The sequence below is a fragment of the Crossiella sp. CA198 genome (assembly GCF_052078295.1).
GTDB lineage: Bacteria > Actinomycetota > Actinomycetes > Mycobacteriales > Pseudonocardiaceae > Crossiella.
Window position 1 is genome coordinate 16,441 of the sequence record NZ_JBQJIM010000050.1, and the last position, 23,400, is coordinate 39,840.

General features: G+C 71.3%; 18 protein-coding genes and 1 pseudogene. 6 read left to right on the forward strand and 13 right to left on the reverse strand.

What is annotated here, in order from left to right; translation table 11 throughout:
• Positions 1–68 precede the first annotated feature (68 nt).
• Both ACTOWY_RS43265 and ACTOWY_RS43270 read left to right on the forward strand, forming a co-directional pair.
• Positions 69–755: a hypothetical protein gene (locus ACTOWY_RS43265; protein ID WP_441315410.1), complete on the forward strand. Its 687-nt coding sequence runs from the start codon at positions 69–71 to the stop codon at positions 753–755.
• 73 nt (positions 756–828) lie between these two features.
• Entirely contained in the window at positions 829–1,098 is a 270-nt protein-coding gene (locus tag ACTOWY_RS43270) for a LuxR C-terminal-related transcriptional regulator (protein WP_247764859.1), read from the forward strand.
• Between the two features lie 73 nt (positions 1,099–1,171).
• Here the strand turns inward: ACTOWY_RS43270 and ACTOWY_RS43275 are convergent, their stop codons facing one another.
• The 8 genes from ACTOWY_RS43275 to ACTOWY_RS43310 form a co-directional block, all read right to left on the reverse strand.
• Positions 1,172–3,313, reverse strand: coding sequence for a peptidase domain-containing ABC transporter (locus tag ACTOWY_RS43275; RefSeq protein ID WP_441315411.1), 2,142 nt, complete (start codon positions 3,311–3,313; stop codon positions 1,172–1,174).
• 13 nt (positions 3,314–3,326) lie between these two features.
• Positions 3,327–3,749 carry a hypothetical protein gene (locus ACTOWY_RS43280; protein ID WP_441315412.1) on the reverse strand — a complete coding sequence of 141 codons (423 nt, stop codon included), beginning with the start codon at positions 3,747–3,749 and terminating at the stop codon, positions 3,327–3,329.
• On the reverse strand, positions 3,746–7,030 hold the full coding sequence (locus ACTOWY_RS43285) for a type 2 lanthipeptide synthetase LanM family protein (RefSeq protein ID WP_441315413.1): 3,285 nt from the start codon (positions 7,028–7,030) through the stop codon (positions 3,746–3,748). Before ACTOWY_RS43285 ends, ACTOWY_RS43280 begins: the two co-directional genes overlap by 4 nt.
• A gap of 92 nt (positions 7,031–7,122) precedes the next feature.
• Positions 7,123–7,347, reverse strand: a complete 225-nt coding sequence (locus tag ACTOWY_RS43290; protein ID WP_247764855.1) for a mersacidin/lichenicidin family type 2 lantibiotic — start codon at positions 7,345–7,347, stop codon at positions 7,123–7,125.
• A gap of 112 nt (positions 7,348–7,459) precedes the next feature.
• Entirely contained in the window at positions 7,460–11,767 is a 4,308-nt protein-coding gene (locus ACTOWY_RS43295) for a hypothetical protein (RefSeq protein WP_441315414.1), read from the reverse strand.
• Positions 11,768–11,901: 134 nt separating this feature from the next.
• Positions 11,902–12,885: an FAD-dependent oxidoreductase gene (locus ACTOWY_RS43300; protein ID WP_441315415.1), complete on the reverse strand. Its 984-nt coding sequence runs from the start codon at positions 12,883–12,885 to the stop codon at positions 11,902–11,904.
• Between the two features lie 11 nt (positions 12,886–12,896).
• Positions 12,897–13,271 (reverse strand): TetR/AcrR family transcriptional regulator C-terminal domain-containing protein, encoded by a 375-nt coding sequence (locus ACTOWY_RS43305; protein WP_441315416.1) that lies wholly within the window; start codon positions 13,269–13,271, stop codon positions 12,897–12,899.
• The gene (locus ACTOWY_RS43310; RefSeq protein WP_441315417.1) at positions 13,272–13,517 is read right to left on the reverse strand and encodes a TetR/AcrR family transcriptional regulator; all 246 of its coding nucleotides are present in this window, start codon (positions 13,515–13,517) and stop codon (positions 13,272–13,274) included.
• Positions 13,518–13,621: 104 nt separating this feature from the next.
• Here ACTOWY_RS43310 and ACTOWY_RS43315 point away from each other — a divergent pair, with 104 nt between their 5' ends.
• Entirely contained in the window at positions 13,622–14,560 is a 939-nt protein-coding gene (locus ACTOWY_RS43315; protein ID WP_441315418.1) for a catalase family peroxidase, read from the forward strand.
• A 146-nt stretch (positions 14,561–14,706) separates the two neighbouring features.
• Here the strand turns inward: ACTOWY_RS43315 and ACTOWY_RS43320 are convergent, their stop codons facing one another.
• Positions 14,707–15,171: a PaaI family thioesterase gene (locus ACTOWY_RS43320; protein WP_441315419.1), complete on the reverse strand. Its 465-nt coding sequence runs from the start codon at positions 15,169–15,171 to the stop codon at positions 14,707–14,709.
• Between the two features lie 171 nt (positions 15,172–15,342).
• Here ACTOWY_RS43320 and ACTOWY_RS43325 point away from each other — a divergent pair, with 171 nt between their 5' ends.
• Both ACTOWY_RS43325 and ACTOWY_RS43330 read left to right on the forward strand, forming a co-directional pair.
• On the forward strand, positions 15,343–18,018 hold the full coding sequence (locus ACTOWY_RS43325) for a hypothetical protein (RefSeq protein WP_441315420.1): 2,676 nt from the start codon (positions 15,343–15,345) through the stop codon (positions 18,016–18,018).
• Between the two features lie 91 nt (positions 18,019–18,109).
• Positions 18,110–18,973 carry an NAD(P)H-binding protein gene (locus ACTOWY_RS43330; protein WP_441315421.1) on the forward strand — a complete coding sequence of 288 codons (864 nt, stop codon included), beginning with the start codon at positions 18,110–18,112 and terminating at the stop codon, positions 18,971–18,973.
• A gap of 115 nt (positions 18,974–19,088) precedes the next feature.
• Here ACTOWY_RS43330 and ACTOWY_RS43335 read toward each other — a convergent pair whose 3' ends face one another.
• Complete coding sequence (locus tag ACTOWY_RS43335) at positions 19,089–21,167, reverse strand: putative bifunctional diguanylate cyclase/phosphodiesterase (protein ID WP_441315422.1); 2,079 nt, start codon at positions 21,165–21,167, stop codon at positions 19,089–19,091.
• Between the two features lie 56 nt (positions 21,168–21,223).
• Positions 21,224–21,580: a hypothetical protein gene (locus ACTOWY_RS43340; protein WP_247764836.1), complete on the reverse strand. Its 357-nt coding sequence runs from the start codon at positions 21,578–21,580 to the stop codon at positions 21,224–21,226.
• 67 nt (positions 21,581–21,647) lie between these two features.
• On the opposite strand from ACTOWY_RS43340, the gene ACTOWY_RS43345 reads away from it, so the two are divergent.
• A complete protein-coding gene (locus tag ACTOWY_RS43345; protein WP_441315424.1) occupies positions 21,648–22,442 on the forward strand; it encodes a glycerophosphodiester phosphodiesterase family protein in 795 nt (264 codons plus the stop codon).
• 140 nt (positions 22,443–22,582) lie between these two features.
• On the opposite strand, the gene ACTOWY_RS43350 is transcribed toward ACTOWY_RS43345, so the two are convergent.
• Together ACTOWY_RS43350 and ACTOWY_RS43355 are read right to left on the reverse strand one after the other, a co-directional pair.
• Positions 22,583–23,209 carry a transglycosylase family protein gene (locus ACTOWY_RS43350; protein WP_441315425.1) on the reverse strand — a complete coding sequence of 209 codons (627 nt, stop codon included), beginning with the start codon at positions 23,207–23,209 and terminating at the stop codon, positions 22,583–22,585.
• Positions 23,210–23,275: 66 nt separating this feature from the next.
• Positions 23,276–23,400: pseudogene (locus ACTOWY_RS43355) on the reverse strand (IS630 family transposase); the annotation flags it as partial.

A 23,400-nucleotide genomic window follows, 5' to 3' on the forward strand; every position in this document is an offset into this window, starting at 1 on the left:
ACATTTCGCCGAAACCCCCTGCGAGTTCGTTGTCCGTAGCGCCGCACTCGACCGAATGGAACAGCAGCATGACCAGCTCAGGGATAGGTGACGCCAGAGCCAGGCTGCTGGCGGTGGTGCGAGCGGACGTCGAGCCAGTGGAATCCGGCGAGCCGGACCTGGCGCCGCAGCACGAGCAGGCGACCCAGTGCCACGCGGCGGTGATGCAGTGGCTGGTCAGGGCCGACCTCCTAGACGCTGAGACCTGCAGGCGCTGGAAGCGAGGTGCGGACAACATCGGGGTGGCGTCCAAAGCCTTTTTTGGCAGCGGGACGCCCCGGCTCGCGACCAAAGTCACCGGACCGGACCAGGTCTTCGACATGCCCGGTGGCATGATTGTGGGATTCTTCGAACACGACCGCCTGGTGCACACCATGGTATCCCTGGGAAACGGCCGGCTGGCGGGTGTGCGCGGAGCAAACTTCGGCGCCAAGACCCTGGATTGTGAAGTCATCACCCTGACGCCGGACGACCGGGAAGACGGCCAATTCAGCTGGAACGAAGACGGCATCAGATGGAATACCGAGGATCAGACACTGCTGTTCGAGAGCACCGGCGGCTACCGGTGCGAACTCCGGTTCCAGGAACCGGACTGCCTCGACCACAACGCTTTCACCAACCTCGGCGAGCCGGCGGAGGTCAGCCGTCCTGACTCGGAGGGAGAGCCGATCGTCGCTGGTCCAGCGAAGAAATGCCACTGCTGCACCCTGTTCTGAACCCGCTGGCCCGCGTTGTTTTCGTGGTGGTTCCACGGTGCCTTCGACGGTGTCCCGGCGAGATCATCACCTGGTGACAGCGCACGACAGGACCGCCGCCCTGAGCGCCACCCGCGCTCGCATCCTGGAGGGCATCGCCGCCGGCGCCACCTCCCAGCGCCTCGCCGCCCGGTTACACCTGAGCGTGCGCGGCGTCGAATACCACCTCGCCGCCATGCAACGCGCCTTCGCCGCCTCCAACCGGGTCACCCTGGTCGCCAGGGCCTACGCGGCCGGGGTGCTGGTCGCGGGATCCTGGCCGCCCCGGGTGGCCAGGGAGATCGCCGAGCCGGAGGCGAGCTGACGCCGAGTTGGCCCAACTGGTACGCCTGGTTTGCCCAACCGGGCGTACCAGTTGGGCCAACTCGACGGTGCGGTCAGATCAGCTGGGACTCGACCAGGGTGCTGTACGGGCCGCCGCTGCGGAGTAGCTGTTCGTGCGAGCCGAGTTCGGTGATCGCGCCCTCGCCCATCACGATGATCAGATCCGCGTTGCGGACCGTGCTCAGCCGGTGCGCGATCACGATCCGGGTGCAGCCCAGCTCGTCCAGATTCCGTTGCACGGCGGCCTCGGTGGCCGCGTCCAGATGGCTGGTGGCCTCGTCGAAGAGCAGGATCCTGGGCTCGCCCAGCACCGCGCGGGCGATGGCCAGTCGTTGCAGCTGGCCGCCCGAGAGTCCGGCGCCGCCTTCGGAGAGCACGGTGTGGTAGTTCAGCGGCATCCGCATCAGGTCCTCGTGCACCTCGGCCACGGTCGCCGCGCGCACCACCTCGTCGAAGGTGGCGTCGGGGGCCTTGAGGGTGAGGTTGTCCAGGATGGAGCCGCTGTAGATGTGCGGGGTCTGCATGACCACCCCGCACTGGCCGCGTAACGCGGTCAGGTCCAGCAGGCCCATCGGGATGCCGTCGAAACTGACCGTGCCGGAACTGGGTCGGTGCAGGCCGAGCAGCAGGCGGGCCAGGGTGCTCTTGCCGGAGCCGGTGCGGCCGACGATGGCGATCTTCGCGCCGGCCGGGCAGTGCACCGAGACCTCGCGCACCGCGGGTTCGGCCTCCGGGCCGTAGCCGAAACTCACCTGGCGCAGCTCGATCTCACCGCTGATCCGCGGGCTGATGGTGTGCTCGCGGTCCGGCTGTTCGGGTTGTTCGCGCAGCACGTCCTGGATGCGGCCCAGGTGCACGCCCACGGTCTGGAAGGACTTGCCGGTCATGGCAAGCGAAGTCAGCGGCGCGAACACGGATCCGGCCAGGGTGTTCATCGCCAGCAACTCCCCCAGTCCGAGCTGCCCGCCCAGCACCAGGTACGCGCCGAACCACAGCAGCCCCAACGGCATCCCGGCCCGCAGCACGGTCAGCCACAGCTCCAGGTGGTTGTCCAGGGACTGCCGGTCCATGCTCACCCGCAGCTGCCGGTCGAACATCCGCGACCAGCGCTGGTAGGCCCGGTCCTCGGCGCCGGAGGCCTTGATCGTCTCCACCCCGACCACGGTTTCCAGGAGGTAGCTCTGGGTACTGGCCATCCGGTTGAGCTGCACCTCGGTCAGCTCGTGCGCGCGCCGGGCGAAAACCCACAGCACCACCAGGTTCAGCGCTCCGGTGCCCGCCACCGCCAGGCCGAAGGGCACCGAGCCTGCGAAGAGCACGCCGAGGTAGAGCAGCACCAGCGCGCCGTCCAGCAGCACGGCCAGGAACTGGGCGGTGACCAGGTCGCGGATCACCTCGCTGCTGCCGAACCGGCTGAGCAGATCACCGCCGGTGCGCAGCTGGAAGTAGGAGTACGGCAGGTCCAGCAGCCGCCGCAGGAACCGGGTGGACAGGTTGCGGCTGGTCCTGGTTTGCAGGTACACCAACAGTTCCGCGCGGGCATAGCCGGTCATGGCCTGCCCCGCGATGAAGGCGATCAGACCGAGGCCGAGTGCGGTGAGCGCGCCCGGCTGGCCGCCGGGCACGAGTTCGTCCACCAGGTACCGGGTGAGCAGGGCGGGCAGCAGGCCGAGCAGGACCAGCAGCACCGAGCACAGCACCACCAGTGCGACCACCGCCCTGGCCCGCGGGAACACCGTGCGGACAAAGGTGATCAGCGCGCGCAGGGTCTGTCGTTTGCGCCGGGGCATGGCCGGGGTGGGGGTGAGGACCAGGGCGACGCCGGTGAAGCTGCGGTCGAACTCCTCGGCCGAGACCACCCGGCGGCCCGAGGCCGGGTCGACGATGGTGATCCGGCCTGCGGTGAAGCGTTCCAGCACCACGAAGTGGCTGAAGTTCCAGTGCAGGATCAACGGTGTGTCCATTGTGGACAGATCGGGTGGTTCCACTCGCCTGGCCTCGGCGCGCAGGCCCCATTCCCTGGCCACGCGCAGGATTTCCAGGGCGCTGGTGCCGTCCCGGCAGGTGCCGAGCCGGTCGCGCAGTTCCTGGGAGGAGATCGCGCAGCCGTGGCTGGACAGGATCATGGCCAGGCAGACCAGGCCGCATTCGGCGTTGGTGTTCTGCAGTTCGACCCGGATTCGACGCGTGCGCACGGTGTTTCCCCCTTCAGTCCAGCAGGTCGAGCAGCAACGGGCGGCTGCCGAGGTTGATCGCGATGGCGGTGATCCGGTCCACGGCCAGTCCCGGCACCCGGATCCGCAGCTCTGGTGCGCTCGCGACGACCTCGCCGGAGACCGTGCCGCCGCCGGTCACCACCTGGGCTGCGGCGCCGACCTCGGGCTGTTTCCCGTTGACCACCACGGCTGTGACGGTCTCGCCGTGCACCGTGGTTGGGGTGGCGCGCGCGGTGACCGGCACCCTGACCAGCAGGCAGGTGGCCACCGCGGCGGCCAGCATGCTGATCGCGGCCACCGCGGGCCACCAGCGCGGCCGGATCGGCCGGGTGTGCGGGTCCTCGGGTTCGCCGCCACGCGGGGCGGCCAGGTGCGCGCGCACGGCCGCGGGCCGGTACAGCTCGGGCGTGTTCATCGGGCGGGTGCTTCCAGCAGCAGCACGGACGGGGTGGCCTCGGGTTCGGCGAAGCGCAGCAGGCCGTAGCCGATCCCGGCCAGGCCGAGCATCAGGCCGGGGGTGCTGGTGCCCTCGGGCACCGCGCAGCGCCAGCCGATCCGCTCGGCGTCGGCGAGCTGGGCGGCGAGCAGCAGGTCGAGTTCGGCCGCGGGCAGGGCGCCGGTGCTGAGCAGGATGTCCAGGTTGCCCAGTTCGCCGTGGCACAGGCTGTGGTTGCCCAGCCCGCCCCAGTCCGCTGAAACCCGTTGCACCACAGCGGTGGTGTGCATCGCGGCGGCCAGGTCCGCGCGCAGCTGATCCGCTTGCCCGGCCAGGAAATCGTGTCGCAGCAGGTCCTGGCGGGCCAGTGCGATCCCCGGCGCGCCGTGGCACCAGGCGTGACTGGCGCCGCCCTCGGGGGTGTACTCGCGCAGGTCCAGCCAGTTCGCCGCGCCGGGCACGAAGTGGCTGTTCTCGTGGGTGAGCGTGCCGGTGATGGTGCGCGGGTAGTCCGGGTGCGGGGCGAGCGCGTGCAGCCGGGCCAGGGCCATCGCGATGCCCGCGCCGCCGTGGGAGAGCCCGGTCAGCGGCTGGCTGGCGCCGGTGGCGATCCAGCCGTAGCCGGATTCGGTGTCCAGGCGGTGGGTCAGCAGGTGATCGGCGGCCAGTTCGGCCAGTTTCACTGCATCTGTCCTATGTGGACTGTCGACCAGGGTGAGCAGGCCGAGGATGGCGCCTGCCGAGCCGCCGAGCACGTCGTAGGCCTCGTCCCGGTGCAGCACCGCGCGCAGCAACGGCAGTGCTTCGGCGGCGTGGTCGGTGTAGCCGGGCCGGTCGAGTACGGCCGCGGCGTGCGCGAGGTAGTAGATCCCGCCCGAGAGATCGCCGAAACCGCCGACGTCCCAGGGCAGATCGCGGACCAGGTTGACGCGCTGGTGACTGGACAGCTTGGCCCATTCCCTGGCGCGGCGGGCGGTCAGCCGGGCCACCTCGTCGGCGACCAGTCCGGCCGCGGTGTGCCAGCGGTCCCGGCCGGTGTGCTTGGCCAGGTAGGTCAGGAACAGGCCGATCCCGGCCAGGCCGCCGTAGAGGTCCTGGGTGCCGGGCGCGATCTGCCAGTGCCGTTCGTCGGCCAGGTCGATGCCCAGCCAGCCGATCCGGTTCCCCTCGGCCAGCGCGCTGCTCAGCAGGCTCTCCCCCACCGATTCGGCGACCGCGAGCAGCTCCTCCCTGGCCAGCGGTTCCACCTCGGCGGCGAGTGCGCCGGGCCCGGATCGGGCGGGGATGGCGCGGACCGCACCGGCCTCGGGACCGGCTTCCAGCAACAGGAAGGAGTCCCGGATCAGGCCGAGCTGGCGGCGCAGGTCAAGCTCGCTCATCCGGCCGATCCGCTCCCGCACCAGTTCCAGGGGCGCCCGGTCCAGCACCGCGGGCAGCACCCGGCCGTCGTCCAGCAACAGGTCCCGTGCGCCAGGGGTGAACTCGAAGAACGGGATGTCGCCCAGCCACATCGCGCGCAGTTCGGCGGCCAGCACCTCGGTGGCCTGGTTCAGGTCCTCGGGGGCCTCGCAGAGCCGGGACAGCGCGCGTTGCCGGTCGGTGGCATCGCGCAGGAAGTCCGGGTGCAGGCTCTCCTCCATCACCCGGCCGTAGAACCGGGTGGCCCGCAGGATCAGCCGCAGGGTCACCCCCGCGAACTCGCCGATCAGCCCGCCGGGGGCCAGCAGCTGTTCGCGGTCGGCCAGGATCTGCCGGTAACAGAAGGAAAAACCGGCCCGCACGTCCCCGGCGTACTCCTGCACCCGGACCTCGCCGCCGTCGGCCGGGCTGGGCAGGTTGCCGGAGCCCTCGGTGTCCACGTGCCGGTTGACCACCCGCATCTCGTCGGTGCCCATGGCTTCCAGCACCGGCACCGCCTCCAGGCTCTGCCCGCCGCGCCCGGCCACCCCGGACAGGTCCGCGGTGAAGCTGCGGCCCTCGGGATCGCGCACCACCACCGGTTGCGGCAGCAGGCCGACCAGCAGCACCGATTCGGCGTAGGCGCGTTGCGGCGGCGACATCTCGGTGCCGTCGCCCTCCCACGGATTGGTGTGGAACAACGCCTCCAGGTCGACCAGCAGCGGATCGGCACCGGCGGCGATGATGTTCTCGATGTGGATGTCGGTGGCGCGCAAGGAATGCAGCAGACCGAGCAGGGCGCCGGTGCGCCAGTAGAACGCACGCAGCTCCTCGGCGTCGGCGCACGGGCCGGTCTGGGCGAACTCGACCCAGCCGTGCTCGCCGCGATCGAGGACCCGCAGCACCCGCAAGGGATGCACGGGATCGCGCCGGTTGAACCAGTCGAGGTAGCGGTTGAACACCAGGTCGACCACGAGGGAGCGGGGTTTGTACACCACGGTGGCCCGCTCGAAGCGCACGATGGCCACGGTGCGGCCGCCGCGGTGGGTGTCGCCGGAGCCGAAGCCCACCTCGGTCACCCGGCCCGGCTCCACGCCACCCAGCACGGTGGCGATCAGCCCGGCCCGGTCCGCGGCCAGGTGCTGGGCGAACTCGACCCTGGTGCTGAACCAGCGGCACAGCACGCCCTGCACGTGCCTGGCCAGCACCGGGTACTCGCGCCAGAGGGTCAGCGCGGTCCCGGGATCGCGCAGGGCCTGGGTGAAGCTGTGGAACCGGTCCTCCGGGGTGTCGCCGGTGAGCGTGCCCTGCACCCTGGCCACGTTCAGCTCCAGGGTGAGCGTGCGCTGCACGGCCTGGGCCAGCGGCAGGATCGGGATCCCGTTGGCCAGCACGGTGAGCAGCCCGGCGGGCAGTGTGGTCCAGTCCAGGGCGGCGGCCAGCCAGCCCAGCGCCAGGCGCAGCTGCGGGCGCACCAGTTCGGCGAAGCCGAGGTGCTCGGGCAGCACGTCCACCTCGGGCGGCAGTGGCTTCTCGTTGGTCAGGGCGGCGGTGAACTGACGCACCCAGGCCGGTTCGGCACCGAGGCGTTCGCGCAACCGCTCGGGCGCCTCGCCGAGCAGGTCGGCGAGTTCGGCGGCGCTGACCCCCAGCGGCGCGAAGGCGCGGTCCAGGTCCTCGGTCTGGAACGGCGAGAGTTCCCGCCAGAGCTGAAGGCGGCGGGCGCCGTCGGCCGCTTCGGCGGCGGAGCGCGGCGCCGGAGAAATTCCACGCAAGCGTTCGGCAATGGTGGCGGCGAGTTCCCAGGGCAGGTCGACGGCCGTGTTCGGAACGGCCGGAATGGCGTGGGTCGGCACGGACATGCGTCCTGCCCTCCTCGGAATTATCGAAACGATCGGCGGGAAATGAAAACGCCGGGACCGTGCCTTCTGCAGGCACGGCCCCGGCGAGACCCTTACGGGCAGTGGCAGACGCTCTTGGCGGTCTGCGCGGTGGTGGTGGTCGTGGTCAGCTGAGTGGTCTGGCAGAGGAACTTGCTGGGGCAGACCCAGGTTCCGGCAGCCCCGCCGGCCACGGTGGCCAGCGTCGCGTCGGAGAGGTCGACCTCACCGGCCGGGTGCGCCACCACGCCCAGCGACCGACGGTATTCCGCGTCCTTCCAAACCCGCACGATGTCCATGAGTGCTCCTCGGGAATTGTCTCGGATATCTCGCCAGCCATTTCGGCTGACACCAAGAACGTACGCCGAGAATCACTTCAGTTTCCCACACTCTTTTCCGCGAATCGGACAATCAGCCACCCAACTCGGTAAGCCGACGTTTCGCCGCCGCCAGCTTCGGCCCGTAGGTGCCCGGATCCGTGGCGTTGAGCGCGGTGTAGAGGTTGATCGCCTCCTTCACCCCGTCCACCGCCTGCGGGCGCTTGCCGGTGCCGTCCAGGTAGTGGCTGGCCGGGTTGATCAGCCACTCGGCCAGGGTCGGCCGGTAGGACGGGTCGGTCGTGCTCAGCTGGCGGAGCAAGGCGATGCCGTCGAGCACCCTGGCGGTGGCCTCGTCCTTGGTTCCGTTGTGCCACAACCGGTGGCCGAGCGAGACGAAGGCCCGGCCCTTGTTGTAGCGGTGCACCGCGGTCTGCGGCTGGGCGGTGATCAGGCGCTGGTAGGTCTCGACCGCCTCGCGCAGCAGGGTCACCGAGTCGGCCTGCCGTCCGGACTCGGCCAGGTAGCCGCTGGCCGGGTGCATCAGCCACTCGCCGAACACGGTGGCGTAGGCGATGTCCTCGGTGGCCAGTTTCCGGGCCAGGTCAACACCTTCCAGCACCGCGGCCAGCCCGTTCGGCCGGTCGCCGCCCTCCCACAACCGGGTGCCGAGACCGATCAGCGCCTGCTGCTCCCGGCTGCGCAACTCCTTGTTGCCGGGCTGCTCGGCGACCAGGCGCTGGTAGGTCTCCCGCGCCTCGCGCTGCACCGCGAGCGCCTCCGGGCCGTGACCGGTGGCCGCCAGGTACGGGCTCACCGGCCAGTTGCCCCAGGTGGCCACGGTTTCGGCGTACTTCTTGTCCACCGCGGCCAGATCCCGCACCAGGTTCAGCGCGATCCGGGCGTGCGCCGCGCCCTGCGAGCGGTCACCCGCGTTGTACAGCCGGATGCCCAGGTCGAGTTCGAGGGTGGCCTCATACGCCTGGTGCTCCCGCTGCCCGGGCTCACGCAGCTTGAGCATCCGGTAGCCGGTCACCGCCTCACGCAGCACCGAGATCGCCTCGGCGTCGCCGAGGTACTGCGCGATCGGCGAGCGCGCCCACTGTCCAAAAAGGGCGGTCGCCCGGCGGTCGTCCCTGGACACCTGGCGCAGCAGCACCAGCGATTCCTGGCCCTTGGCCGCGGCCTCTGGGCGTTTGCCCTGACCCCACAACCTGGTTGCCTCGTGCAGCGCCGCCTCGGCCTGGGTCAGGCCGCAGTTGGCGTGATTGGCCCGGACCACCGGCTTCAGCTCGGCGCGGAAGTCCAGTTCGATCCGGCTGCCACAGGCCTTGTCCGCCAGGGTGAGCAGGCCGTCGTGCCCGGTGCTGCTGAGCGCCTCGCCCTGGGCCAGCGGGGTGCTGGACCAGTTCGGCTTGCGCACGCCGTCCACCGAGGCCACCTGCGGGGCGTGGTAGCTGTTGTCCGGGGTGCGCAGGAAGAAGGTCAGCGGCTTGCCGTCGGGCTTGACGAAGGTGTGCTCCTTGCCCACCTCCAGCACCTCGGGCAGGCCCTTGTTGGCGTTGTACACCTTGTCCACGAACTGCGCGTACGGCAGGTCCGTGGTCTCCGCGACGTAGAAGAACCCGCCGTTGCCGCGCAACCCCTTCGACGCCATCTCACTGTCCACTGTGGACCTGATGGCGATCGAGATGCCCTGCCAGCCACAGGCGTCGGTGTTGAGGTTGAGGAACTCCCAGTTCGGCTTGCTGACATCTCGCACCGCGCAGTCCTGCCACACCTTGGGCACCACCAGGTTCAGCCCGCAGGCGAATCCGCCCTGCACGCAGGTGTTGACGATGCCGCGCACGTCGGAGTACCAGCCGCCGCTCCCAGTCGATTTGAGGTCACCGCGGCCGTTGAACCGGATCAGGTTCTCCCACACCGTGGGCGCGGTCTTGTGGTTGCGCACCGGCAGCAGCGTGGTGGCCTGGGCGAAGGCGTAGTTCTCGTTGTCGGCGAACCGGTTGAACCACTCGTCCAGCCCGTACCCGCTGGGCAGCCACATGCCGCCCGCGGTGACGGTGAAGGACTTGGACTGGGCGTAGATCTCCACCCCGCCGGGGGCGGACTCGTTGGCGAAGCTCAGCCGTGGCCGCTCGCCGTGGTAGTAGGCCACCTGGTAGGGCTGGTCCGGCCGGGCCATCGCGGTGCGGATGGCCGAGTTCGGCGGCAGGTACCAGGTCATCGAGGCGATCGCGGCCTCATGCGACCACCACTCCGGGATCACGTCCCGGCCCTTCCAGCCGGCACCGTGCTCATCCGGGGCGATGAACCACATGTCCTGTTCGCCCGCGTTGTCCAGCGGCCGGAAACCGTTCCACAGCATGAAGAACGGCGTCTGCGGATCGGAGCCGCCGGCAAAGTAGACCTTGTTCTTCCAGTCCATGTTGGGCGTGACCCGGCGGAACGGCCCTGCCCGGCGCAACCCGTTGCTGCTGGCGGAGAACTTGGTGGTCAGGTAGTCCAGCACGATCCGCGCGCCGGTGCGGATCTCCTCGTCGCGGGCGAAGTCGTGCAGGCTGAACAGCGCCTGCATCGAGTAGCGGGTGTAGTTGCGGGAGTTGAACTCCAGCAGGTCGAACTGGGCGAAGCGATGCAGCATCTTCAGCAGCTCATCGCGCATGCCGTTGCCGCCGTTGTGGAACTCGGCCTTGCCGGTCTGGTCCAGCAGCACCTGGTTGGACAGGTACTTGGCTGCCTCGATCATCAGCCGGTGGTTCTCCGACTCGGGCAGGTCGACCAGCCCGCACAGCCGGATCTTCTCATCGTCCTGGGAGTGCCCGCCGGTCTCGGTCATCAGCTGCCCGGTGATGTGCGCCCGGGTCTCCGGTCGCAGCAGGTCCCAGTGCCGGTACACGATGATCATCAGCGATTTGAGGAAGGTGTCGTAGTCGCCGACCCGGCCGGGGCAGGAGGCCGGTCCGGCCGAGAAACCCTTGTGCGAGGTGCCGGTGCCGTGCGGCCGCAGGTTGCGCAGCACCTCGTTGGCCAGATCGACCGCCGGGCGCTGCCCGGGACAGGCGAAGTCCTGACCGAAGAGCCGGACGCTTTCCAGCATCGCGGCCAGGTGCACGCCCTGGTCGTCGCCGGGACGCTCCTCCGGGATCAGCACCGCGGGGTCGGAGCCGTTGGGCTCGGGCACCCGGTAGCAGGCGTAGTAGCGCACGGCCTCGGCCTGGCGCGCGCCGAGTTTGGCCATGGCCTGCGCCGGGTCGGCGGTGGTCAGGCCGGGCAGGTCCATGGACCGGGGCGGATCGGCGGTCACGGTGGTCTGCATGACCGCGCTCAGGCAGGTCTCGCCGCTGCCCATCGGGTTGCCGCGGCAGCCGTAGACGGTGACCTCCGCGCTGCCGTAGAGCCGGAAGGACACCGAGCCGTCGAACCGCTGCGCGTTGAGGAAGCCGTTGTCGTAGCCGGGCGGCCTGCTGTGGTAGGTGCCCTGCTGATCGCCGGTGCCCTTGACCTGGATCACGAAACGCTGGTAGACGTCCGGCGAGTGCCAGCGCAGGTGCACCCAGTTCAGGTGGTTGGCCGCCGAGGCGGTGGCCAGCCAGGGCTTGCCGTCGATCTTGCGGAACCAGGTGGTGATCGACCCGTGGTCGAAGGACTGCCGCAGTCCCTCCGGCTTGCCGAAGACGGTGGTGGGCAGTGCGTTGTCCTTGGGGCAGGCGAAGATCCCGTCCTTGCCGCCGAGTTCCCGCCAGCGCTGCGCGTGCGTGCCGTTGACCACCTGGACCGCGCCGCAGTCGGCCTGCGCGCGCAGATCCGCCAGGTTGACCCCGACCGGCACGCTGCGGCCGCGGTCGGAGTGGGTTTCGCTGTCGAAGCCCTCCACGGTGAACTCGTAGCGCCCGTGCCCCTGGCCGAGCACGGTGCTGAAGGTGCCGGAGCGCGGGTCGCGGAACAGGAAGCCGTCGTTGCCCGCGTGCGCGCCGTTGTGCGTCCAGAACAACCGCCAGACGCGGTGTTCGGGACCGTCCATCAGACCCCAGTCGAGGACGACCTCGGCGCCGCGCAGGTAGGCGGCCAGCACCATGTCCGGTCCGTGGTCGGGCGCGGTGGCGATCTCCCCACGCTCGAAGACCTGCTTGCGCCCGTTGCGGCCAGGGATGCCGCCCTCGGCCGCGGTCGGGCAGCCCAGGCCGCCGTGTTCGCCGCGCAGCGCGGCCCAGCGCTGGGCGATCTTGCCGGTGACCGGGAAGGCGCACCGGGTGGGTGGCGCGACCGCGGGCACGGCCGCCGGGGCCGCCGTGGCGGCGGGTGGCGCGCTGAGTCCGGTGGCGGTGGTCAGCACCACCAGCGCCAGGCAAGCGGCCGCGCGCAGGGCGCCGCCGAACCTGGGCGTGCGGGGTCTGGACATCGCTGATCTCCCCTGTCTGCTGGCCGGGCCGGGCGGCCGTCGGCGTGCAGAGTGTTGGCCGCGTTCCGGCGCGGCGACAGGGGTGCGCCGTATCCTCTTTCCACCGGCGCCGGAATACACCGGCTGACCAGGACCTAGCCGCGGAACTGGGCCATCTGCCCGACCAGTCCGCGCGGGGCGTCCGGCCGGAAGCACCGCACCAGGCTGTCCGCCGACATCGCGGTCGCGGCCTCGGCGCGCGGGAACATCGCCTGCTCGTACCCGGCCAGCGCGGTCTCCGGCTCGCCCGCGTGTTTGGCCAGCGCCGCACCGAGTTCGGCGGCGTCGATCAGGGCCAGGTTGGCGCCTTCCCCGGCGAACGGGGACATCAGGTGCGCGGCATCGCCGAGCAGGGTCACGCCAGGGGTGCGCTCCCACCGGTGGCCGATGGGCAGGGCGTGTACGGGGCGGATCGAGAGCGGGTTCTCGGCGCCGGTGATGAACCCGCGCAGCTGCTCGTGCCAGTCCGCGAACTCGGCCAGCAGCGCCGGTGTGGTCGCGTCGATGGCGTCGGGTTCGGCGGTGAGCGCGCAGTAGACGTGCAGGGTGCCGCCGGGTTCGCGGTGGGCCAGGAAGCCGCGGCCCTCCCCCAGGGCGAACATCATTCCGCCGCCAACCGCCGCCGCGGCCGCCGGGTGCCGTTCGTCCGCCTCGGGCAGGTAGAGGTCCACAAAGGACACTCCGGTGTAGCCCGGCACGGCGTCGGACACCAGCGGGCGGACCTTGGACCAGGCGCCGTCCGCGCCGATGAGCAGCTCGCGCAGTGCCGCGCGCGGGATCTCCGGGCGGCCGCCGTCCTCATCGGGCTCGTCCAGGTGCACCACGGCCTGCCGGTCCAGGATGCGGAAAGCCTGGCCGCCGGGGTGCACCGCGGCCAGGAAAGGCTCGTACAGCCCGGCGGCACGCAACGCGGCCTGGCCGGTGTCCTCGTGCAGGTCGAGCAGCCCGCCCTGCGGCCGGGCATCCGGTCCGGTGTCCAGCTCGAAGATCGCGGGCTCGATGCCGTGCCGGTGCAGCACGCGGGCCAGGGTCAGGCCACCGAGTCCGGCGCCGATGATCACGATGGGATGGTGGGTCATGGTGGGCTCCGTCAGTCGGTGGGGCGCGGGGTGTGCGCGAGGCCGTTGATCAGCAGCTGGAAACCCCAGGACAGCCGCTGTTCCGGGGTGCCGGAGAGCAGGTCCTGGCCTGCCGCGGCGAGCCGCGGGTGAGTGTCGGCGGGGACGCGCTGGATAGCCGAGGACAACGCTGCCCAGTCCGCCGGGTCCTGGGCCGCCTCGCTGTGTTCGGCCGCGGTCGCGGTGGCGTGCTGGAGCAGCAGGTCCACCCCCCAGGCCGCCGCGCCGGGCGGGATCCCGCCCTCGTCGAGCAGGGCGAGCATGGTCTCGATCAGGTGCAGGTAGTGCGGTCCGGACGGCCGGGCGAGCAGCGCGGACTGGGCCAGGCCGGGGTGGGTGAAGAGCACCTACGTATAGGAGGTGAGCAGCCGTTCCAGCCGGGTCCGCCAGTCCCCGCCCGGCCCGCGGTCGACCGCGCCGAGCAGCTCGTCCAGCACCGCGGCGTGCAGCTCGGCGGTGTTGCGGACGTAGACGTAGAGCGAGGCCGCGCCGGTGTCGAGTTCCTGGGCCAGGCGGCGCATGGTGACCCGCGGCAAGCCCTCGGCGCGCACCAGTTCCAGCGCGGCGCCGATGATCGACTCGCGGCTCGTCACGAACACGTTCGTCGTGAGCAAGCCCACGATGTCTTCCAGGATGCTGATCTCAAGTAGGCGTTTTGTAGGACATCTACCTGCTGGAAAGCGCTTACGCTGCGGTTATGACCAGCTCTCCCACCACGCATGACCTTGCTGTCGACGCCGTTGACGGCATGGAACAGGTCTCCGGCACCCACCCCGGGTATCGCCGGGCGCACGCCCGCGGTGTCTGCTTCGACGCCACCTTCACCCCCACCGGCGCCGCCGCCGAGCTGACCACCGCCGCGCATCTGCAGCAGGAGCCGGTCCAGGCGACCGTGCGCTTCTCCAACTCCGAGGGCAACCCGCACAGCCCGGACGGCCGCCGCTCCGGCCGCGGCATCGCGGTGAAGTTCCACCTCGGGCACGGCGTGGACACCGACCTGGTCGCGGTGAACCTGCCGGTGTTCGTGGTCTCCACCCCGGAGCACTTCGTCAAGCTGTTGGGCGCGCTGAAGAAGGACCCGCACACCGGGCAGAACGACCCGGCGCTGCTGGGCGCCTACATCAAGGACAACCCGGAGGCGATCCCCGGCTTCACCGCGGCAGGCGCGATGCCCATCCCGGTCAGCTACGGCACCGCCAAGTACTGGGCCATCCACGCCTTCCAGTGGACCAGCGCCGCCGGGGAGTCCCGGTTCGTGCGCTACCGGTGGGAGCCCGCCGCGGGCCTGCAGGAGCTGTCCCCCGAGGACGCGGGCCACCAGACCCCGGAGTACCTGACCGAGGAGCTGACCCAGCGCCTGCTGAGCGGCCCGGTCCGGTTCACCCTGCACGTGCAGGTCGCCGAGGACGGCGACCCGACCAACGACTGCACCAAGGCCTGGCCCGCCGAGCGGACCGAGATCGCGGTGGGGCACCTGGACATCACCGCGAAGTCCGCCGACCAGGAGCACTGGGCAGGCCAGGTCTTCGACCCGACCCGCGTGACGCCGGGCATCGACCTGTCCGACGACCCGGTGCTGGCCTTCCGCACCCGGGCCTACGCCGTCTCCTTCGCCCGCCGCAGCCACGGCGGCTGAGACCAGGACGCCGCGCGGTGGCGCAGGGGCCGCCGCGCGGCGTCCATCCCTACTTCCAGGCCCCACCCGCCGCCGACTTGGCCCAAGTCGTACGCCCACTTGGGCCAACCGGGCGTACCAGTTGGGCCAACTCGGCGGTACCCAGCTCAGCCGTTGAAGCTCAGGTTTGGGGTGAAGCTGCCGCTGGCGCGGGCTACCCGGCGGCCCTGGGCGTCGGTGATCTCCGCGTCGGCCAGCATCCGCCGTTTGCCGGGGTGCACCACCACGCCGGTGGCCACGTACTCCACCCCGGCCAGCACCGGCCGCAGGTAGTCGATGTGCAGGCTCATGGTCAGCATCGGCCGGTACCGGTCGGTCAGCGTCACGCAGGACATCGCGCCCGCGTCGTCCAGGACCATGGCCAGGTAGCCGCCGTGCACCTGACCGGCGGAGTTGCAGGCGTCCTCGGCCGGCTTCCAGCGCAGGCTGACCCGGCCGCGCACCACCTCGCGCAGGCTCAGCCCGATCGGCACCGCGTGCCGGGGCAGCGGGGCGCGGCCCTCGGCCATCGCCACCAGCATCTGCTCGCCTGTCGATCGCTCCCACAGCGCGCCGAACTCGTTGTCCCCCATCGGGCCACCCTCTCACTTCACACGATCATGACAAGGTATGCCCTGCCCCGTGCTCCCCGGCGGGCGGGTGGCAGCCGAGGGTGCCCCCAGGTCTGCCCGGAAGGGACTTGTCAGTTCGCGTTCGCCCCGAAAGGGTGCACGCGGGGAGGACTGACGAGGGGGATCGTCTGTATGGACAAGTTCCAGAACTGGACCCAGAACATCGAGGCTCCGGTGGCCGGGTTCGCCACACCGAAGAGCCTGGCCGAGCTGTGCCAGGTGGTGCGGGAGGCGGAGGCGGCCGGGTTGCCGGTGCACGCGGCCGGCTCGGCCTGGGCCTATTCCGCGCCCGCGCACTGCGAGGGGGTGGTGGTGCACACCGAGGCACTGTCCGGGTTCCCGGCGGCGGTGCAGTCCGCCATCACCCAGCCCGGACCGGCGGACCGGCTGCTGGTGGCGGTGGGCGGGGGCATCACCATCCGCAACCTGTGCTTGGCCCTGGACGGCAAACCCCGTCCGGACGGCAGGCCCGGCCCGCCCGCGGAGTTGTTGCGCGGCAGGCGCTGGACCCTGCCGACGCTGGGTGGGGCGTGCGGGCAGAGCCTGGCCGGGGCGGTGGGCACCGGCACGCACGGTGGGGACGCGGCCCGTCCGGCCATCGGCGACTACCTGCACGCGCTGCTGCTGGTCGGCTCCGGCGGCCAGCTGACGCTGGTGCAGCGCACCGCCGCGGTGGAGGTGAACCTGTTGCGGGACAACCTGATCGCCGAGGGCGAGCTGCCGCCGGGCGCCACCGTGCGGGAACTCCGGAGCGACGCGGCGCTGGACGCGGCGGTGCTCGCGCTGGGCCGCTTCGGCATCGTGCACACCGCGGTGCTGGCCGCGCAGGACGAGACCGAGGTGGCACTGGTCGAACACCGGTGGCCGAGCACCTGGCGGGCCCTGGCTCCCGGGCTGGGCGCGCGGATCGAGCAGGCGGTGGCCGGGGACGAGTTCCTGGAGGTCCTGATCAACCCGGTCACCCAGGCCGACGGCGACCGCACATGCCTTGTGAGCCAACGGAAATCACTGCCACACACCGAACTCCCGGTGGCAGGTAGGGCCTTCGGCCTCGGCGACCAGGCCAGCACCCCGGTGCTCGACGAGCGTTCGCGCTCCTCGCTGCCGCCGGAGATCGGGCAGGCGTTGTGCGCCAAGGAGTTGCCGCCGCTGCTGGCCGATGTGGCCAAACTGCTCGGCCTGCCCACCGACCGCCGCCTGGGCGATGTGCTCTCGGACCTGCTGAACCTGACCACCACGCTGGGCCTGCCGCAACTGGTGGAGGTGGCCACCTCGGCGGTGACCGACGCGCTCAAACCGTCCCGGCGGCCCTCGGACAACCAGCCCTGGCTGGTGCACGGCACCCGGTGGGAGGTCGGCGACTTCTTCGACTACGACTCCGACTGCTTCCGGATGGACTTCGCCGAACTGTTCTTCCCCGCCGACGGTGACCTGACCGCGCGGGTGGACGGGGTGCTCGGCGTGTTCGAAACCCTTCGGGCGCAAGGGATCGCGCTCGGCGGGTACGTCTCGCTGCGGTTCCTGCGCGGCAGCCACTCGCTGCTGGCCCCTGCCCCGTTCGAGCGGTCCTGCGCGATCGAGGTGGCCATGCTGCGCGGGCTGGTCGGCAACCGGATGGCGCTGACCCTGTTGCACGAACTCGCGGTGCGGCACGGCGGCCGTCTGCACTGGGGCCAGCTCAACGAACTCGACAGCGCGGCCACCACCCAGCTGCTCGGCGACGCGCTTCCGACCTGGCGACGCGAACTCGCCGCCGCCGAAGGCGAGTCCACCACCTTCAGCACCGCCTTCACCCGCCGCCGCGGCCTGGAGGTCGACCGGACGGCCGACTGGACACAGTGGACGGACGGCGGCATCCGCGCGGGCGGCGCGCCCGCGCTGGCCGGGAACCAGGTCTTCGTCGCCGACGAACGCCGGATCGTGCACTCCACCAACACTATCGGCGGCCCCTGGCGGCAGGTCCGGCCGGAGCCGATCGGCGCCCAGGCCAGGGTGGTGGTGCTCGCGGGGGCACGACGGCTGGAGATCCTGGCCGCCGATGCCACCGGCCGGGTGCTGCGCAGCCGCCAGGAGGCCAACGGCGGATTCCCGCGCTGGGAACAGCTGGACGGCGAAGGGATCGACGGCGACCCGGTGGGCGCGGCACACGCCGACGGCCGGCTGGAACTGTTCGCCCGCGGTGATTTCCAGCGTCAGCGCGCACTGTTGCAGGCCTGGGCGCACTGGCCGGGCGGGCCGTGGGCCGGGCTGACACCGGTGGGTTCGGGGCGGCTGGGCGGTCCGCCGAGTGTGTGCGGACGCAGTTTCCAGGGCAGCGACCAGCTCGTGGTGCTCGCCGCCGGGCCCACCGGGTACGTGCGGTGGAGCGCGCAGACCGGCCCCGGCGGCGCGAGCGGCTGGACGGCCTGGCAGGACCTGGGCGCCCAGCCCGGCAGCCACCCGCTGGCCTTCCGCGATCCACACGGCGTGGTCCGGGCACTGGTGCTCGACCCGGCGGGCCAGGCCTACGAGGCGATCGAGCTGACCGGCGAGCTGGCGGTGCGCTGGCAGCCCTGGCGCGCGCTGCCCGCCGGTCCGCGACTGGACCCGACCGTCGGCCTGACCGGCGCCGGTTCCTGGCTGCTCGGCCTGGGCCGGGACGGCCGCCTGCTCGGCAGCCACCTCGACGGCGGCAACTGGACGGCCTGGCAGGACCTGGGCGGCGCGCTGACCGGTCCGGTGGCCGCCAGCGCGGGCACCGGCGGCGTGCTGGTGGCCGGCGTCCGCCGCGGCGACGGGCAGCTGGTGTCCCGCAGGCTCAACGCCTAGCGAGGCAGGCACATCAATGTGCCTTCTTACCGGCTGACCGCGACGCTGGTTCCCTCTCGATGGTCAGCACATCATCGAGAGGGAACCAGCCATGCACGTCGTCACCGGCGCCTCCGGCCAGCTCGGCCGCCGCATCGTCACCCACCTCCGCGAGCACGTGGACGCGGCCAAGATCATCGCCCTGTCCCGTACCCCGGACAAGCTCGCCGACCTGGGCGTCCAGGCCCACTACGGTGACCTGGACCAGCCGGAATCCCTGCTCCCGCACTTCGACGGCGCCGAGCGGGTGCTGGTCGTCGCCACCGACGCGGTCGGCCGCCGCACCGCCCAGCACGCCAACGCGATCACCGCCGCCCAGCAGGCCGGGGTCGGCGGGTTCCTGTACACCTCGATGATCCGCGCGGGCGAACCCGGCAACGCCAGCCCGATCCTGTTCGAGCACCGCGAGACCGAACAACTGCTGCTCGACTCCGGCCTGCCGTTCACCCTGCTGCGCAACGGCATCTACATGGACATGCTCCAACTCCTGCTCCCCCTGCGCGCCGCCGTCGACACCGGTGTGCTGCCCGGCACCCTCGGCTCCGGCCACATCGCCTACGTCACCCGCGACGACCTGGCCGCCGCCAGTGCCGCCGTGCTGGCCAAGGGCGGTCACGACGGCCAGATCCTCGACCTCACCGGCCCGCAGCCCCTGGACCACGCCGGCATCGCCGCCGCCCTGGCCGAGGCCACCGGCCGCCCCGTCCGCCACGACCCGACCGTCGACGAACCCCTGGAGTCCTTCGCCACCCGCCTCCCCCCGGCCGCCAGGGACAACCCGGACGCTCTCCGTGCCGGTGAGATGTTCTGGCGGAGCGCGGTCGACGGCTGGGCCGATGTGTTCACCCACCACATCCCCCGCCTGACCGGCCGCCCCAGCAGCACCCTCGCCGAGTTCCTGCGCGCGGCGCTGTAGTACGGAATTCGGGTTGTCCGGTGCGGATCCTCGGCGCCGGACAACCCCGTTCCGGACAATCCGGGGCCATGGACGCGCAGGGGCCGTCCGGTCCACCGCCGTCTGACAAACCGTTCTAGGGCTGGACCGCGGGCTGTTCCGGCTTTTCCGCCGGCATCGGCAACGCGCGCCGGATCCCGTTCTGCTGTTCCTTGCGCTCGGCCAGCACCACCGGCAACGGCCGTGGCCGCCCCAGGTGGAAGCCCTGCGCGACCCGCACGCCCAGCCGGGTGAGCGCTTCGACCTGCGTCGGCCGCTCGACCCACTCCGCCACCGCGGACAGGCCAAGACCGCGGGCGATCTCCATGATGCCGGTGACCAGCACGCCGTCCCTGCTGCCGGTGTCGATGCCGCGGACGAACTCGCCGTCGATCTTCAGTCCGGTGATCGGCAGGTGCTTGAGGTGCACGAACGAACCGAAGCCGGAACCGAAGTCGTCCAGGGTGATCCGGCAGCCGATGGCGCGCAGTTGTTCGGCCAGGTGGCGGGCGGCGTCCAGGTTGGTCACCGCGGCGGTCTCGGTGATCTCCAGGCCCAGGCGGCCGGGGGCGACCCCGGCGCTGGCCAGGCGGTCCAGCACGAACGCGGCGAAGTCCTCGTCCTCCAGGGTGCGGCCGGAGACGTTGACGTTGAAGCGCAGCATCGGATCCGGGTTCTGCACCAGCTGGTCGATGGCCTCGCCGAGCACCCAGCGGTCGATGTCGTGCACCAGGTTGCTGCGCTCGGCCGCGGGCAGGAACTCGGCCGGGCCCGGGGTCGGCGAGTGGCCGTCCTCCAGGCGCAGCAGCAGTTCGTAGCCGACCGTGCGCGAGGTCCGCAGGTTCACCATCGGCATCGCGTGCAGGGCGAACCCGCCGCGTTCCAGCGCGCGGCGCAGCCGGTCCAGCACCGAGACCCGCTTGGCGGTGTCGGCGTAGTGCGCCGGATCGTAGACGGTGACCCGGTTGCGGCCGTTGCCCTTGGAGGCGTACAGCGCCAGGTCCGCGTTGGCCAGCACCGCTTCCCAGCCACCGGCCCGGTCGAAGCGGGCCACGCCGGTGCTGGCGGTCATCCGGGTGGCCGCGCCACCGGCGACCACCGACAGCGCGGCGACCGCGGCGCCCAGCCGTTCGGCGATCTCCACCGCCTCCTCGGTCGCGATCCCGGGCAGCACCACGGCGAACTCGTCGCCGCCGAGCCTGCCGAGCAGCTGACCGGGCCGCAGCTTCTCCCGCAGCGCCGCGCCCAGGGTGCGCATCACGCGGTCGCCGACGGCGTGCCCGCGCAGGTCGTTCACATCCTTGAAGTTGTCCAGGTCCAGCAACAGCAGCGTGCCGTCCGCGCCGGAGGCCAGTTGCCGCTCCAGCTCCCTGGTCAGCGCGCGCCGGTTGGGCAGCCCGGTCAACGGGTCCTCATCGGCCATCCGCAGCAGCTCGCTGTGCAGCTGCCGGGACTGGGTGACATCCCGCGCGGTGCCCAGCATCCGGTCCGGGGCGCCCGCGGCGTCGCAGATGACCTCGCCGAAGCACTCGAAGATCCGCTGCTCACCGTTGTCCGCGCGGCAGATCCGGTGCGTGTAGGAGAACTTCTCGCCGGTGTCCAAGGACTGCTGGATCGCCCGGTCCACCAGCGGCCGGTCCTCCGGCGGCACCAGCGCCAGGTAGCCGGCGTAGGTCAGCGCCGCGCCCGGCTCGTAGCCGAGCATCTCCAGCAGCGCCTCCGACCAGAGCACCCGGTCGTCGTTGACGAACCACTCCCAGTTGCCCATCTGCCCGAGCACCTGGGCCCGGTGCAGCGCCTGGGCCTGGTGCACCGCCTGCAACTCGCGGTCCCGCCACTGGGTGATGTCCGCGGCCCGGTAGAGCAGCTCGTGCCCGGACTCCAGCGCGGTGCAGGTGATCTCCAGCCAGGTCGGCGGCTCGCCGGTGGAGTTGGGGGCCAGCACCGGTTCCCCCTTGGAGGGGCCGTCGGGCACGCCGGGCAGCAGCGCGGGCAGCGACCGGCCCACCGCCTGCTCCTCCGGGATGCGCAGCAGGCGCGCGAAGGCCGGGTTCAGCCAGCGCAGCCTGCCGCCGAGGTCGGTGACCGCCACGCCGAAGTCGACGGTGCGCAGCACCGCCTCCGCACCGACCTGGTCCGTCACCTGCGCCTCCTCGCCGCCGGGCGCCATCGTCATCTCCCTGTGCACACGCGGGCAAGAGCCCTCCGTCGGGCTCCGAGTTCCGTTGCCGACTATCGCAGCCGCTCCAGACCTCGGGCAGAGTCAACCAGACCCGCCGCCATTCGACGCAACTCGGCAAGCTCCACGCCGTCCTCAGCCGCGGTCATGACGTCCTCGGCCGCGCAGCGTAGCTGGAACAACCGGTCCTGGAGATCGGCGAGTTCGGCCGCGGAGAGCACCACCGCGTCCTCGGGCAGGCCACCGCGCTGCACCTGGGTACGTCGTTCATAGGCCCGTTGCCTGCAGGCCTGGCCACAGTAGCGACGGGGTCGGCCGATCCGGCCGGAACCGGGTAACGGACGTCCGCACCACGCGCAATGCCGCACCTCGTGCCTGCGCGTGAACGGCACCCCGGAGACCACCTCCATGGGTGAAGACGCTAGTCGGACCCGGCCTGCTCACCCACCCGCCACGCCGCCGGTGCACACTCACACGGTGCTGCCTCACCTCCCGCCTCCCGCGCACCCGTACCTGGACGGCCCCTACCCGCGTGCCTTCGCCCACCGCGGCTGGCACCTGGACGAGCTGGCCGGCATGGAGAACTCGCTGAGCGGCTTCCGACGAGCCGTAAAAGAAGGGTTCAGTTACCTGGAGACCGACGTGCACGCGACCAGCGACGGCGTGGTCGTGGTGCACCACGACGACCTGCTGGACCGCACCACCGACGGTGTCGGCGCGGTCGCCGACCAGCTGTGGGCCTCGGTCAAACAGGCCAGGGTCGGCGGCGTCGAGCCGATCGCCCGCCTAGAAGACCTGCTGGAGGAGCTGCCGGAGGCCTACCTCAACGTCGACGTCAAGTCCGACTCCGCGGTCGCCCCCGTGCTCCGGCTGTTGCAGCGGCTGGGCGCCTGGGACCGGGTCGCCCTGGCCTCCTTCTCCGAACGGCGGCTGGCCCGGCTGCGCAGGCTGGCCGGACCGCGACTGATGACCGCGCTCGGACCGCGTTCGGCCGGGCTGCTGTGGGCCGGTGGCCGGGTCCGGCCGCTGGCGGTGCGGGCCGCGGTCAGGGGCTGGCTGGCGCAGGTCCCGGTGACCGCGGGCAGGCTGAAGGTGGTCGACCCGCGGTTCGTGGCCGCGGCGCACCGGATGGGCATCGAGGTGCACGTGTGGACCATCGACACCACCGAGGAGATGACCGCGCTGCTCGACGTCGGCGTGGACGGCCTGGTCACCGACCGCCCCGACCTGCTCCGCGAAGTCCTGCGCTCCCGCAACCAGTGGCCCCACTGACCCACTCACCGCACCCGCGTGTTGGCCGTTGTCGTACGGGGTCTTGGCCGTTCCGGTACGCCCGACCGCCCACAACGGCCAACGAGGTGTACGACAACGGCCAACACGCCGTCCATAACGGCCAACACGCCGGGGTGGGGTTATCTCGGGGGTTTGCCGGTCCAGGCGGCGGACCAGGTTTTCGGGCCGAGCAGGCCGGAGTCCTTGATGCCGTTGGCGCGTTGCAGGTCGAGCACCGCGGCCTTGGTCTTGTCCTGGTAGCAGCCGGTGCCGGTGAAGCCGTAGCCGTAGGCGTTCATCCGCAGCTGCCAGGTGCGCAGTGCCGGGTGGCAGTCCCCCGGCCCGAACACCCGGCCGGGCCACACCGGCGACCTGGCGCCGCTGATGTAGCTGGCCTCGCCGTAGTCGGGCACCCGCTTGCTGCGCGCGTCCCGGTCAGCGCGCAGACCGAGCTTGGCCGCGCACTCCCAGGGCTGCCAGCCACGCATCCGGTACAGGTAGAGCGCCCGGAAGTCCTGTTCGGCCGGGCTGGCCTGGTGCGGCAGGCCGCTGCCGCCGACACTGCGCCAGGTGGGCAGATCGAACTGGTAGGCACCGTAGTAGCCGCTGCCGGTGTCCACGTGGTACCGATCGGTGGACTCGCACATCCGTAACCGCTGCCAGTCCACTGTGGACGGATCAGCGGCCGCGGTGCCACCGAAGGCGAACAGGGCCGCGCCCGTGGCGAGCAGCACGGCAACCAGTCGGAGCGGTCCCGGTCTGTCCATAGTGGACACGGTAGGACTTGATCACACCGGTCACAACCGCGGCACGAGTACCGGAACGGTCACGAACTAAGCACCTGGCCAGAAGTCTTGTCCGAAACCTTCGGGTAGCCAGGGGCTGGTCCAAGGGGCGGCAGTGGTGAGGTGCTGCTCGGTGGTTCGGCTGCGGAAGTAGGCGTGGGTCTGGCGGAGGC